This window comes from Micromonospora sp. CNZ322 (assembly GCF_007827755.1).
Map to the genome: position 1 here is coordinate 220,880 of NZ_VITD01000004.1, position 13,678 is coordinate 234,557.

Consider the following 13,678-nt stretch of genomic DNA (forward strand, 5'->3'; position numbering starts at 1 on the left):
GTTATCCCCTGGGCAGGGTACGTCGGTACAGGAAGAACACCCGCTCGATCCGTGCTCCCGCGCTGCCTGAGTAGAACGGCACCGGTCCCACCCAGCCGATCTGTGCCCGATCCAGCCCTACTGCCCGCTGGTCGCGCAGGCAGCGCCGCAGCAGCACCCCACCGATGCCCGACCCCTCCGCGGCCGGGGCGGTGCCCATCGGCCCGAACCAACTCGGCCGGGACGACCCGTACGCGGCGAAGCCGAGCACCTCGCCGTCCCGCTCCGCCAGGTGGCAACCGGCGTCGGCGCGCCCCACCGACCCGGCCAGCTCGCCGTCCCACGTTCCGCCGAAGGTGGACCGGGCGAAGGCGGTCAGCGCCGGAAGGTCAGCCGGCTCCGCCCGGCGTACGGTGACGCCCTGGTCCGCCAGCCGCCGTTCCGTCGCCTCGGTGGACCGCAGTGCCGGCGACCCGTCGTACGACAGGTCCGCTGTCATGTTCCAGGCGGTCCGGTCCTGCTGGTAGCCGAGCGCGAGGGCGGCGCAGACCGCCGGCGTGTAGCGGACGTCGATTCCCGGCCACGCGTAGTACGGCGGATTTCCGGCCAGCAGCACCTCGGTCGCCCCACGCTCGGCGAGCACCTGTTCGGCCCGCTGGAGCAGTGCCCGGCCGACGCCCCGACGCCGTTGATCCGGAAGGACCGCTACCAGGTCCACGTGCCCGATCCCCGGCTCGGCCGACGACACCGAGCAGATCAGCACCCCCACCAGGTCCGCGCCTCGGTACGCGCCCAGCCCGACGACCGGCCGGTCGGTGGTGGCCCGGGTCCAGAGCACGTCCACGATGGAGGCCGCCTCGGCGGAGTCCTCGGGCAGGTCGAGAGCCTGCTGGCAGAGCTGTACGACGTTGGTGACCAGGTCGGCGGTCAGCTCGGTGACGGTGATCTCGGCGTCCATGGTCGCCGACCCTAAATCACCGGCTGCCGAGCCGCACCCTCGGCTCAGTGCTCCAGGAAGGAAACCTGCCTATTGCTGGGCGGCGCGAACGGCGGCGTAGGCGTCGACCTGGCCGGCGCCGGTGACGTTCGACGGGGCACCGCAGGCGTCGGAGGGGCTGTCGGAGCGATAGGTGGGCGTCGCCGCCGTGGCGGTGTCCCGAAGGATCTGCCGGGTCCGGGTCACGTCACCGACCAGCGCCGGGTTCGCCGACCACATCAGCGCGACCACCCCCGCCACCTGCGGGGTCGCCATCGACGTGCCGTCCAGCGCGGCGTACGTGCCGCCCGGCATGGCCGACACCACACCCACCCCCGGTGCCAGCACGTCCGGTTTACCCGAGCCGCCCGGCACCGGCCCCCGGGAGGAGAACTCGGCGACCCGCCGCTGAGAGTCCACCGCACCCACAGTCAGCACGTCCGGGTACGGGGCGGGCGGATCGTCGATCGACGCGCACCACGGGCCGGTGTTGCCGGCCGCGGCGACCACGAAGATCCCGGCGGCGTCGAGGGCGGCGGTGGCCGGCCGCAGAACGCGTTGGTCGCAACCCTCGATGGGCGGGCAGCCCCACGAGTTGGTCAGCACCTGGGGGGCGCGCTCCGGACGGCCGTCGGTGAACGGGTCGCCGCCGGCAGGGAAGGGCGCCAACATGAACTGGAGACAGTCCAGGTAGTGCGCGGGGCTGCCCAGGTTGCGGTCCAGGTTGACGCAGCCCACCCACTGCGCGTCCGGTGCCACCCCGATGCCGTCCCGCCCGACCGCGCTGCCCACCGTGTGGGTGCCGTGCCCGCCCTGGTCGGTCGGGCTCCGGGTGTCGTCCCACGGGTCGTACCAGGAGTCGTCCCCACCACGGAACCCGGCTCGTAGCGCCGGATGGGTGCCGTCCACCCCCGAATCGGAACTGCCGACCACGATGCCCGTGCCGGTTACCCGGAGTTGGGACCACACCCGGTCGGCTCCGATCTGGCTGATGTTCCACTCCGGGCCGGTGGGCCTGGGTGCGGTGCCCCGGTTCTGCCCGGCCGGGGCCGGCAGCGGTCGCAGGCGCTGGCTGACCAGCACCCTCGCCACCTCCGGTCGGCGGGCGAGCCAGGCCCGCACCGCCGGGCCGCCGTCCACCTCGACCGCGTTGACCAGGTAGTACGACACCGGGTCGAGACGCAGCCGGTTCAACCCCCGGAGCAGGTCGCTCTGGCTCTGCTCGGCGGTCGTCACCAGCCGCCGGTAGACCTCCGCCGCGCGGGCGTCCCGTCCGGCCCGACCCGGCGCGGCGGCCGGAAGATCGCTCAGGTTGGCCTGCGTACGCAGCACCACGAACAGCCGTTCGCCGTACAGGCCCGGCTGGCCGGGGCCGAGGTCGACCACCCCGAAGGCCACCAGCAGCACCACGGCCGCCACCGCGGCGACCCGCCTGTTCGGGGTGCGTGCCGTCGGCCGGGCGAGCAGCACCGCGTACCCGATGGCGACCACTACCGCGACGGCGAGCCCGACGCCGGCGGCGGCCGCCACCCAGAACGGGATGTCCCGGGCGCCGACCAGCAGCAGGCTGATCTCCTCCGGGTCGGTGAAGGCCAGCGGACCGAGCGCGGCCAGGCCCACGAGCCAGCCGGTCGCCGTTCGGCCGGCGCGGATGGCCTCGGCCGGGTCGGCGGCGGCCGGGTCGGCGGTGGCCGGGTCGGCGGTGGGCCGCCAGGTCGCGGCCCAGAGCGCGGCCAGCGCGAAACCCACCGGCGGCAGTGTCAGCAGGGCGGGCAACTGCGCGCCGGACTGCCCGGTTCCGGCCGCGAGCAGCAGCAGCGCCACCCCGGCGACCAGGCCGCCGACCAGCACCAGCCGAGCCGGCCGGGGCGGTCGCCCAACCGCGAACGGGGACCAGAAGGGGGCGTCCAGCAGAGTCGCGGCCAGCACCCCGAGCGCGGCGGCCGCCAGCAGCGCGAGCGCGGTCTCCAGGAGACCGCCGAGCGCGCCCAGCCAGGCCCACGGCAGTAGCAGCGCCAACCCGGCGGCGACCGCGAGCAACGGCACCGGGCCGGATCGGCGCACGCGCCGTCCGACCGGCTCCGCGTTGACCTCGGGCCGCATGGCGTCGCCGTTCCCGGTGGCCTCGGGCCGTGTCGCGTCGCCGTCTCCGGTGGGTGCCGGACCGCCGACCGGGCCAACCAGCCCGGGGTACGCCCACCGGCGCGCCGACCAGCGCACGGCGAGCGCGCAGAGCATCGCCGCGCTGGCCAGCGCGGCGAGGTACGCCTCATGGTGCACCGGCGGCACGACCCGCAGCAGTGTGAGCACGCCGAGCGCGAGTGCCCCGATCAACCAGGCCCGCCCGGTGGCCCGGACCGCGCCCGATCGGGGCAGGAGGGCCAGCAGCAGGGCGGGCGTGCCGGCAAGCACGACGGTGGCCAGGCCGAGCACCGGCCAGAGCCAGCCGAGCCGGTCCCGTCCGAAGCCCAGCAGCACCTGATCGGTGAGCCAGCCACCGGTCTGGGTGCCCACTGCGACCGCAACCGTCCAGGCGCCGACCAGCACGGCCGCGACCACCGGCCACGGGGAACTGCGGTCGCTCAAGCCGGGGTGCGCAGGTTGACCTTGCATCCGAGAACCTTACGACTACGACGAAGGGTTTCAACCCGACCGTCGGGTTCCGGGGCTCGAAGAACCGTGCAGATCCTGGACAGTTTCCGTCAGGCGATGACGGAAACTGTCCAAGATCTCCGATCGGTGGGCCTCGATCGGGTGGCGGGACGTGTCGTGCGCTTCGGAGCAGGTGCGCGCGGTGCGGGCCGGGCGGCGAATGTCGACACGGTTGCTCGACGGTTACGGTGGACAGGTGCGCGACCCCAATATCTCCCGATCCGTCGCCGGTCAGCTCTCACCGGTCCGCCGTGCGTCCGACCTGCGTCGACTGCGTGCCGAGCGCTTCGACGTGCTGGTCATCGGGGGCGGGGTGACCGGAGCCGGTGCCGCACTGGACGCGGCGTCCCGTGGCCTGAAGGTGGCGCTGGTCGAGGCGCGTGACCTTGCCGCCGGGACCTCCAGCCGGTCCAGCAAACTCATCCACGGTGGCCTGCGTTATCTGGAGCAGTTGGAGTTCCACCTGGTCCACGAGGCGCTCACCGAGCGCGGCCTGCTGGCCACCCGGCTCGCGCCGCACCTGGTGCGCCCGGTGCCGATCATGGTGCCGCTGCCGGCCGGGCGGGGCCTGCGGGACCTGCCGGCCCGGGTCTTCCGCCGCTCGTACTACGGAGCCGGCGTGGCCGCGTACGACGCCTTCGCCGGGATCTTCGGCGGTGGCCGGGGCATGCCCCTGCACCGTCACCTGACCCGGGAGGGTGCCCGGCGGATCTTCCCTAGTCTGCGGGCCGACGCGCTGGCCGGAGCGATCCGGTACTACGACGGACAGGTCGACGACGCCCGGCTGGTGGTCACCCTGGCCCGCACCGCGGCCAGCCTCGGCGCGACGGTGGTGAGCAGTGCCCGCGCCGTCGGGTTGATCCGGCAGGCGCGCGAGGTGACCGGCGTCCGCGTCCGGGACCTGGAGGCGCCGCCGGGCTCGCCGGATGCGGAGTTCGAGGTGCAGGCCCGCACCGTCATCGCCGCCACCGGCGTGTGGAGCGACGACATGTCCCGGATGCTCAACGACGTTGGCCTGCGGCCCGGCGTCCGGGTGCGCGCCTCCAAGGGGGTGCACCTGGTGGTGCCCCGCTCGGCGATCACCGGCGAGACGGGGCTCATCCTGCGTACGGCGAGTTCGGTGCTCTTCGTCATCCCCTGGGGCGGGCACTGGATCATCGGCACCACTGACACCGACTGGCGGCTGGACCGTTCCCACCCGGCCGCCTCGGCCCGCGACATCGACTACCTCCTCCAGCAGGTGAACACCGTGCTGGAGCGGCCGCTCACCACCGCCGACATCGAGGGGGTGTACGCCGGGCTGCGGCCGCTGCTGGCCGGCGAGGCCGACTCGACCTCGAAGCTCTCCCGGGAGCACGCGGTCTTCGAGCCGATGCTCGGGCTGCTGCTGGTCGCCGGCGGCAAGTACACGACGTACCGGGTGATGGCGTCCGACGTGGTCGACCGGGCCGCTCGCCGGCTCGGCGGCGCCCGCTCGTCGCGTACGGCCGACCTGCCGCTGCTCGGCGCCGACGGGTACCCGGCCATGTGGCGGGACCGGGCTGACCTGGCGCGCCGGCACGCCGTGCCGGTGGGCGTGGTGGAGCACCTTCTGGAGCGCTACGGCACCCTCACCCTGGACCTGCTGGCGCTTGTCGACGCTGATCCTCTGCTGGCGTCTCCGCTGGCTGGTGCTCCGGAGTATCTGGCGGCGGAGGTCGCCTACGCGGCACGGGCCGAGGGCGCGTTGCACCTGGAGGACGTGCTGACCCGGCGGACCCGGATCTCGTTCGAGACCAGCCACCGGGGGCTGGAGTCGGCGGAGCACACCGCCGAGTTGATGGGGGCGGTGCTCGGTTGGGACGCGGCCACCCGGGCACGCGAGGTCGAGCACTACCGGGCCCGGGTCGAGGCGGAGCGGCAGTCCCAGTTGATGCCGGACGACGCGGCGGCTGACGCGGCCCGCCTCGGTGCTCCGGACGTCCGGGGTTACGCGGCCGACCGGGGTGACGACGATCAGGCGGAGCTGCGCTCGTCCGCTCGATGACGAATTGCGACGTTACCGATGGGTAACCATCGATACCGGCCCGGATGGTGGTTTCGAACGCTACCTACGGTGGGGTAGGTTTCCGCGCGTGCTACCCCGCGCGCGCCCTCGTCTGCTCTTACCCCTGCTCGCCGTCGCGCTCGTCGGCGCCCTGACCGGGTGCTCCCTCTTCGACGGAGACAAGCCGCGCACCCCGGTGGCGCAACCGACCGCTGGAACGGCGGGCGGCAGCTCGCAGCTGGAGATCCCCACCACTGTCGCCGCTGGTCAGGTCAGCCTGCTCCAGCGGCTCGGCGAAGACGGGCCGATGCGCACCCTGAGCGTTGAGCGGAACGGCGCGTGGCAGTGCGTCGACTGCGCCGGCGACGGCGTGACCTCCCGGGGCACCCTCGCACCGGAGCTGACCGAACGGCTCCAGGTGCTGCTCGCCAACCCGGCGCTGGCCGACGAGACCGATCAGGCCCGGCGGTACCGGACAACCTGCATCGACGCGCTGACGTCCAGCCTCATCACCTCGACCGGGCTGATCACCTCGCAGGACTGCCCGGGTGAGGAGCTCACGCCGGTCGCCGGGGAGATCCTGCTGCTGCTCACCCAGGCGACCCCGGCCGAGGTCAAGGGCTGACCGCAGCCGGTCACAGCACCTTGCCCGGGTTGAGCAGGCCAGCCGGGTCGAGCGCCGACTTGATCGCCTGATGCACCCGGACACCGACCGGCCCGATCTCCCGGGCCAGCCAGTCCCGCTTGAGCAGCCCCACCCCGTGCTCCCCGGTGCACGTGCCGCCCAGATCCAGGCCGAGCCGCATGATCTCGTCGAAGGCCCGCCGACCCCGCTCCACGCTCGCCGGGTCGGCCCGGTCGACCACGATGTTCGGGTGCATGTTGCCGTCCCCGGCGTGCCCCACCACGCCGATCGGCACCTCGCACTCGGCCGCGATCCGGGCGACCCCGTCCAGGAGCGCGGCGAGCGCGCCGCGCGGCACTGCCACGTCGTCAATCACCAGACCGCCGTTGCCGCCCGGGTAGGCGTCCGCCGCGAACTTCTCCATGGCCGGGTGGGCCAGCCGGCGAGCCTGGAGCAGCGCCGCCGCCTCCACCGCGTCGGTGGCCGCGTAGACCTCGTCGGCGCCGACGGCCTCGCACACCTCGGCCAGCACGGCCAGGTCGTCCGCCGCCCGGGAGCCGGTGTCGGCGGCGGCCAGCAACAGGGCCTGCGCGTCGGTCCGTAACCCCATCGGCTGGTACGCCTCGATCGCCCGCAGATGGGTCTGGTCCAGCAACTCCAGCAGGCTGGGGGTGAGCCCGCGAGCCGCGATCTCCGCCACCGCCGCGCCGGCCGTGGCGGTGGATCCGAAGACCGCCACCAGGGTCAGCGAGTCGGCCGGGGCGGGCCGCAGCGCCAATGTCACCTCAGTGATCACGCCGAGGGTGCCCTCCGAACCGACGAACAGCCGGGTCAGGTCGTAGCCGGCCACCCCCTTGGCCGTACGCCGGCCGGTGCGCAGCACCTCACCGGAGGCGAGCACCACCTCCAGGCCGAGCACGTACTCGGTGGTCACTCCGTACTTCACACAGCACATGCCGCCGGCGTTGGTGGCCACGTTGCCGCCGATGGTGGACGACTCCCAGGAGCCGGGGTCCGGCGGGTACCAGAGGCCCTGTCTGGCCACCGCCCCGGCCAGCGCCGCGTTGACCACCCCCGGCTGGACCACCGCGATCCGGCTCACCGGGTCGATCTCCCGGATCTCGTTCATCGCGACGGTGCTGAGCACCACCGCGCCGTCCACCGCGTTCGCCGCGCCGGCCAGCCCGGTCCGCGCCCCCTGCGGCACCACCGGTACGCCGTGCCGCGCGGCCGCCTGGATCACGGCCACCACCTGCTCGGTGTCGCGCGGGCGGGTCACCACCAGCGGGACGCCGGCGGCGCACAGGTCGGCCTCGTCCCGCTGGTGCATGCGCAGCAGGTCCGGGTCGGTGAGCACGGCGTCGTCACCGAGCGCGGCGCGCAGGTCGTCGAGGAGCGCGGTGGGGGCCATGCAGCCGAGGCTAGGTCGCCGACCGGCGATCATCAACATGATCGACTGGGCGGGATAACTTGGGCACCATGCTCTACCTGGACCGGCCGGCCTGGCCGTGGCGCGGTCGGCTCTGGTCGCACCTGATCAGCGACGTCTCGTACGCCGAGCTGCACGCCTTCGCCGAGACGCTCGGCGCGCCCCGGCGCGGCTTCGACCGGGACCACTACGACATTCCGGCCGACCGGTTCGCGGCGGCGGTGTGGCTCGGTGCCCAGGTGGTGCCGAGCCGGGAGCTGGTCCGGTTGCTCCGCGCCGCCGACCTGCGTCGGCCGAAGCACCTGGTCAACCCGCGTTCTCCGGCTCCCCGGTGAGGGCGGCCAGCTCGCGGCGCACATTGTCCCGGGCGGGCTCTTCCCACCGGCTCGCCAGCGGTGGCGACCGGAACAGCGCGGGCAGCGCCAGCAGGCCGGTCAACACGGCAGCCCGTCCAGCCCGGAAGGCCGGCTCCGGCACATGGGCGTACTCCCGGCGGATCGCCGCCGCGTAACGCTCGTAGTTGGCCGGCGGCGCGGCCAGTACGGCCAGGTCCGCGTCGCAGAGCAGCGCGCCGTCCCGGTCGCCCGGTGCCACAGTGTGCCCGGCGGTGAGCAGCACCAGCCGACGCACCTCGGTCACGGTGGGCACCGGCACCCCGAGCCCGGTGAGCACGCTCTCGGCCAGCGCGGCGCTGTCCCGTTCGTTGGCGTCGCCGGCGGCCCGGGGGTCGTAGACCGCGTCGTGGAACCAGGCCGCCAGCCGGACCGCGTCGGCCCGAGTGGCCAGGTCGGCGTGCTGGTCCACCACATCGAGTACAGCCGTCAGGTGGGCCAGCGTGTGGTAGTGCCGGTGCGGCTCCCGCCACCGGGCGATCACCTGCTCTCCGGCCCTGGTCGTATCCGGATCGGGGCTCGCGCCGGCACCCCGGGCCGCCGCCCGCCACCGGTCCAACAGATCAGCCACCGCCCGAGTCTGCCGCATCCGCCCGCGACGCGCGGGAAGGGAGGATTCAGCGGGGCCACCACGGGTAGTCGCGCCCATGGCCGTGGCCCGGGACAAGCGACCTCCGATGGTGCGACGTACCGCGCTGCGCGACGGGTTGGTGGACATCGACGGCGCGCGGATCGCCGAGGCCACCGAACAGCTGCGCCACCGCAGCCGCGCCACTCTGCACGACCGGCTGCACCGGGTACGGATGGCCGGCGGACTCGCTGTGCAGGCCGGGCTGGCTGCCGGGCTCGCGTACCTGATCTCGCACAAGCTGCTCGGCAACCCGCAACCGGTCTTCGCGCCGATCTCCGCGGTCGGCACCCTGGCCGCGTCGGTCGGCCAGCGGTTCCGCCGGACGGTGGAGTTGATCGTCGGGGTGGGGGTCGGAGTGGCCGTCGGCGACCTCCTGATCTACCTGCTCGGCACCGGGGCGTGGCAGCTCGGCCTGGTGGTCACCGTGGCGATCCTGCTCACCATCTTCGCCGGAGCGAGTGTGGCCATCGTCATCCAGGCGGCGGCCACGGCGGTGCTGATCGTGACGCTGAGCCCGTCGACCCAGAACCTGGAGATCCCGCGCTTCGTCGACGCCTTCCTCGGCGGTGGGATCGCACTGCTGGTCACGGCGGTGCTGCTGCCACTGAACCCGCTCCGAGTGATCAACCGGGCGGCCCGCCCCGCCCTGGACCTGCTCGCCGCCCAACTCGACGCCACCGCCGACGGGCTGCGCAATCGGGACCGCGCCGCCATCCAGGGCGCGCTGGAGAGGCTGCGCAACAACAAGGAGGAGTTGGCCACGCTGGGCGAGGCCATCGAGGGGGCGAAGGAGACCGCCACCCTCTCCCCGGCCCGGTGGCACCGCCGCGACGAACTGACCCACTACGCCGAGGCGGCCGACCCCATCGACCGGGCGATGCGCAACAGCGGCACGCTGATCCGCCGGTCCGTCACGCTGGTCGAGGACGAGGAACCGGTGCCCGATCCGATGCCGGACGCGATCGGCCACCTCGCCGAGTCGGTCCGGCTGCTCAAGCACGAGTTCGCCGCCGGTGAGGAGCCGGAGAAGGCCCGGGAGCGGTCGCTGCGGGCGGTCAGCGAGGCCGGCCGGGCGTACGGCGCCGGGGTGGGCTTCTCCGGCAGCGTGGTGATCGCCCAGATCCGCACCACCGCGAGCGACCTGCTGGTCGCCTCCGGGATCGAGCAGGAGGAGGCGAACCGGTGGATCCGCACCGCCTTCGGGGAGCAGGAGCGCCCGGTCGGTGAGCCCGCGGAGCCCGGCGAGACACCGAAGCCACCCACCGCCCCGCCGGTCGGCTGAGCGGGGCGACCGCCGGGCGGGCCTCAGCCCAGCTCGGCCAGCGCCGCGAGCAGCCGGTCCACCTGAGCGGCCGTGCTGCCCAGCCCGATGCTGGCACGCAGCGCGGTGGGCGGCAGGTCCCGCCGGCCGGTACGCGCCGCCGCCTCGCCGAGCAGCCGCCGGGCCAGCGGGTGGGCGCAGAACAACCCGTCCCGTACGCCGATGTGGTGCTCGGCGGCCAGCCGCGTGGCCACCTCGGTGGAGTCCCATCCGGCCACCACGAACGAGACGATGCCGACCCGGGGCGCGTCCGGGCCGAAGGTGCGCAGCTCGACGACGTGCGGCAGGGCGGCGAGGCCGGTCCGTAGCCGGTCCAGCAGGGCCTGCTCGTGGGCGGCCAGCGCGCCCCGGTCCGCCTCGTCGAGGGCCTTGCACACCGCCGCCAGCGCGACCGCTCCGAGCAGGTTCGGGGTGCCGCCCTCGTGTCGGGCCGGGCCGGTCGCCCAGGTCACGTCGTGGGTGGCTGGCCCGACGTGGCTGGTGGCGCCACCGCCGGCAAGGTAGGGCGGGGCGGCGTCCAGCCAGTCGGCCCGACCGATCAGCACTCCCGTGCCGAACGGCGCGTACAGCTTGTGGCCGGACACGGCCAGGTAGTCGACGTCGAGCGCGAGCAGGTCGACCGGGGCGTGCGGGGCGAGCTGCGCGGCGTCGAGCACGATCCGGGCACCGTGCCGGTGGGCCACCCGCGCCAGTTCGGCGACCGGCCACCGCTCACCGGTCACGTTGCTCGCACCGGTCACCGCGACCAGCACCGGCAGCGCCGGGCTGCTGCCCCGGCGCAGCTCGGTGAGGGCGGCGGCGAGATCGCGTACCGCCCCGTCGGGGTCGCTGGGCACCGGAAGGCGCACCGACCCGCGCGGCCAGGGCAGCAGGTTGGCATGGTGTTCGGAGGCGTTGGTGACCACCGTCGTGCCGGCTGGCACGGCCCGCGCCAGCAGGTTGAGCGCGTCAGTGGTGTTGCGGGTGAAGATCACATGATCGTCGGCGCGGACGCCGAAGAAGTCGCCGATCGTCTGCCGGGCCTGCTCGTACGCGAGGGTGCAGCGCCGCGACAGCGCTCCCGCTCCGCGATGCACGCTGGCGTACCAGGGCAGCAGCTCGGCCACCGCGTCGGCGGCGGCCCGGGCGCACGGCGCACTGGCCGCGTAGTCCAGGTTGATCTCGCCGGGCACGCCGAGAACGTCGAGCGGCGCGGACGGCACGGTGGGCAGGCTGGGCAGCGAGGGGACGAGAGTGACGGACACGCCGGAACCTCCGGGGTCAGGGACCCCGGGTGCGACATCGGGACGGGGTCCGCGCTTGCCCAGCACACCGATCGGGCTGGGCCCGGTCATCACCCGGGGCACCCCACCGCGAACTCGACGAGGGTTGCCGGCCAGCAAGCCGGGGCTGAACGCTGGCACTCGTGACCTGCCGGCAGCATAGCGGCTGCCGATGCGCCCGAACCAGCCGGCGGCGGATGGCTACGCTGACCGCATGGCCGACACCCCGCCCGGTTCACCATTGCCGCCGTCGCCCGCCGCCCCGCCTGCGCCCGCCGTCCCGCCCACGGGTGAGACGCCCCGGATGCCGCTGCGCCGACTGGGCTGGCGGCGGTTCCTGGTGCTGGCCGGGGTGGTGCTGTTGATCGCGGCGTGCGCGGTCTTCATGGTCTTCACGCTCGGCCAGTCGCTCGGTGTGCAGGCCCTGCTGATCGGGGTGGTCGCCGCCATCCTGCCGGTGCCGGTGCTGGTCGCCTGCTTCCTCTGGCTGGACCGGTACGAACCAGAGCCGTTGAAGTATCTGATCTTCTGCTTCGCCTGGGGGGCGTTCGTCTCCACCGCCGCCTCGCTCACGGTCAACGACTTCGCGGCCAACCGCTTCGCCGACTGGGGCCTGCCGTCCGCGCTCACCGGGGTGCTGGTGGCGCCGTTCATCGAGGAGCTGACCAAGGCACTGGGCCCGATCCTGCTGCTGGTGTTCCGCCGCCGCGAGTGGTCCGGGATCACCGACGGCCTGGTCTACTGCGGGCTCTCCGCGGTCGGCTTCGCGATGGTGGAGAACATCCTCTACCTGGGCGGGTTGGGGTACGCGTCCGGCGCCGACCGGTACGGCCCGGCCACCGGCATCCAGCAGGTCATCGCGATCTTCATTCTGCGGATTCTGCTGTTCGGGTTCGCCCATCCCCTTTTCACCTCGATGACCGGTGTGGGCCTGGGTATCGCCTCCCGGACGGCCGACCGGCGCATCCGGGTGCTCGCCCCGATCGCCGGCCTGCTGCTGGCGATGATGCTGCACGGCACGTGGAACCTGCTGCCCACGCTGACCCAGGCCACCGGCGAGGCCATGATCATGCTGTACGGCTTCCTGGGCCTCATGGTGCCGGTCTTCTTCGGCACCGTGGGGCTGGCCCTGTGGCTGCGCGCCTGGGAGGGGCGGCTCACCGAGCGGGTCCTGCCCGACTACGTTCGCGCCGGCTGGCTCAGCCCGCCCGAGGTGGCCGCCCTGAGCGGTCTCGGCCGGCGGCACGCCGCCCGCAGTTGGGCGCGGCGGGTGGCCGGCGACGCCGGGGTGCGGGCGATGCGGGGTTACCAGTCCGCCGCGACCCGGCTGGCCCTGCTGCGCGACGGGGCGCTGCGCGGCCTGGACCGCAAACCCGCCGACCAGGAGCGGACCGCCCGCGAGGAGCGGGAGTTGCTGGACGCTATCACCGCGTACCGGTCGTTCTTCGTGGGTCGGGACCCGCAGGCTCCGGCGGGGGTCTGGGACGGCAGCCGCTACCACCTGCGCTTCCCGGACGGCACCCAGCGCGCGGTGGAGGCGCCGGACGAGCCGGTGGTGCCGATCCCGGTGGTGCTGGCTCCCGCCCCGGTTCCGGTGGGGTACGCCCCGCCCGGTTGGCCCGGCCTGCGCCCGGCGTCTCCCTGGCCGCCGACACACCCCTGACAGCTACGGCCTGGCGGCTGACGGCAGGCCAGCAGTGCGGCTCAGGCCACCAGCAGTGCGGCTCAGGCCACCAGCAGTGCGGCTCAGGCCAGCAGCGAGGTGAGGAAGTCACCGAGGCCCTGGAACATCGCGATCAGCGCGGCCCCGATCGCCCGGAACATCTGCGCGGCGCCGTCCGGCCGAAAGGCCATGAAGTAGATCAGGAACGCGACACTGCCCCAGGTCAACAGCTTCTTCACGAATACCGGCATCGTCCCTCCCCAGGGCCACGGTCGCCGGATGGCTTCCCGTCGTGCGGCTGGGCAAACGGTGCGCGACGGGGCCTGGTGGCCGGGGGAGGTGCGTCAGAGGTAGAGGCCGGTCGAGTCGTTCTCGATCCGCTCGGCGGCCACGGCGTGCACGTCCCGCTCCCGCAGCAGCACGTAACCGCGGCCGTGCAGCTCGACCTCGGAGCGCTCGTCCGGGTCGAAGAGCACCCGATCGCCGGAGACGATGGCGCGCACGTTCGGCCCCACCCCGACTGCTGTGGCCCAGGCGAGGCGCTTGCCGACCGCGGCGGTCGCCGGAATGACGATGCCAGCGGTGGAGCGGCGTTCGCCCTCACTGCCCTCCATCCGCACCAGCACACGGTCGTGCAGCAGGCGGATCGGCAGGCCGGCGTCGAGATCGTTGTCGGCGGTCACGTCGCAGACGCTACCGTGTGGCCGACGGTGGCCGACCGG

General features: G+C 73.8%; 12 protein-coding genes and 1 riboswitch. Of the genes, 5 read left to right on the forward strand and 7 right to left on the reverse strand.

Annotated features, from left to right (window positions below):
• Position 1: 1 nt before the first annotated feature.
• Positions 2–937: a GNAT family N-acetyltransferase gene (locus FB453_RS12390; RefSeq protein ID WP_145790004.1), complete on the reverse strand. Its 936-nt coding sequence runs from the start codon at positions 935–937 to the stop codon at positions 2–4.
• A gap of 69 nt (positions 938–1,006) precedes the next feature.
• Positions 1,007–3,568: a S8 family serine peptidase gene (locus FB453_RS12395; protein WP_145790006.1), complete on the reverse strand. Its 2,562-nt coding sequence runs from the start codon at positions 3,566–3,568 to the stop codon at positions 1,007–1,009.
• Positions 3,569–3,818: 250 nt separating this feature from the next.
• Between FB453_RS12395 and FB453_RS12400 the strand changes: the two genes are divergently transcribed.
• Positions 3,819–5,633 carry a glycerol-3-phosphate dehydrogenase/oxidase gene (locus FB453_RS12400; protein ID WP_145790380.1) on the forward strand — a complete coding sequence of 605 codons (1,815 nt, stop codon included), beginning with the start codon at positions 3,819–3,821 and terminating at the stop codon, positions 5,631–5,633.
• Between the two features lie 88 nt (positions 5,634–5,721).
• Entirely contained in the window at positions 5,722–6,258 is a 537-nt protein-coding gene (locus tag FB453_RS12405) for a hypothetical protein (RefSeq protein ID WP_145790008.1), read from the forward strand.
• A 10-nt stretch (positions 6,259–6,268) separates the two neighbouring features.
• Here FB453_RS12405 and FB453_RS12410 read toward each other — a convergent pair whose 3' ends face one another.
• The gene (locus FB453_RS12410; protein ID WP_145790010.1) at positions 6,269–7,669 is read right to left on the reverse strand and encodes an FAD-linked oxidase C-terminal domain-containing protein; all 1,401 of its coding nucleotides are present in this window, start codon (positions 7,667–7,669) and stop codon (positions 6,269–6,271) included.
• A gap of 68 nt (positions 7,670–7,737) precedes the next feature.
• Between FB453_RS12410 and FB453_RS12415 the strand changes: the two genes are divergently transcribed.
• Positions 7,738–8,022 carry a DUF4031 domain-containing protein gene (locus tag FB453_RS12415; RefSeq protein ID WP_112589230.1) on the forward strand — a complete coding sequence of 95 codons (285 nt, stop codon included), beginning with the start codon at positions 7,738–7,740 and terminating at the stop codon, positions 8,020–8,022.
• Here the strand turns inward: FB453_RS12415 and FB453_RS12420 are convergent.
• Entirely contained in the window at positions 7,994–8,650 is a 657-nt protein-coding gene (locus tag FB453_RS12420) for an HD domain-containing protein (protein ID WP_486480250.1), read from the reverse strand. The genes FB453_RS12415 and FB453_RS12420 overlap by 29 nt on opposite strands.
• Before the next feature lie 106 nt (positions 8,651–8,756).
• On the opposite strand from FB453_RS12420, the gene FB453_RS12425 reads away from it, so the two are divergent.
• Positions 8,757–9,992, forward strand: coding sequence for an FUSC family protein (locus FB453_RS12425; protein ID WP_112589248.1), 1,236 nt, complete (start codon positions 8,757–8,759; stop codon positions 9,990–9,992).
• Between the two features lie 23 nt (positions 9,993–10,015).
• Here the strand turns inward: FB453_RS12425 and FB453_RS12430 are convergent, their stop codons facing one another.
• Complete coding sequence (locus FB453_RS12430) at positions 10,016–11,275, reverse strand: aminotransferase class V-fold PLP-dependent enzyme (protein WP_145790014.1); 1,260 nt, start codon at positions 11,273–11,275, stop codon at positions 10,016–10,018.
• Between the two features lie 46 nt (positions 11,276–11,321).
• A riboswitch (SAM riboswitch) is annotated at positions 11,322–11,442 on the reverse strand.
• Between the two features lie 23 nt (positions 11,443–11,465).
• Here FB453_RS12430 and FB453_RS12435 point away from each other — a divergent pair.
• Positions 11,466–12,956 (forward strand): PrsW family intramembrane metalloprotease, encoded by a 1,491-nt coding sequence (locus FB453_RS12435; RefSeq protein WP_145790016.1) that lies wholly within the window; start codon positions 11,466–11,468, stop codon positions 12,954–12,956.
• An 83-nt stretch (positions 12,957–13,039) separates the two neighbouring features.
• Here FB453_RS12435 and FB453_RS34190 read toward each other — a convergent pair whose 3' ends face one another.
• Both FB453_RS34190 and FB453_RS12440 read right to left on the reverse strand, forming a co-directional pair.
• Positions 13,040–13,207 (reverse strand): hypothetical protein, encoded by a 168-nt coding sequence (locus FB453_RS34190; RefSeq protein WP_167457715.1) that lies wholly within the window; start codon positions 13,205–13,207, stop codon positions 13,040–13,042.
• Positions 13,208–13,300: 93 nt separating this feature from the next.
• On the reverse strand, positions 13,301–13,639 hold the full coding sequence (locus FB453_RS12440) for a GroES family chaperonin (protein WP_091402887.1): 339 nt from the start codon (positions 13,637–13,639) through the stop codon (positions 13,301–13,303).
• Positions 13,640–13,678 lie beyond the last annotated feature (39 nt).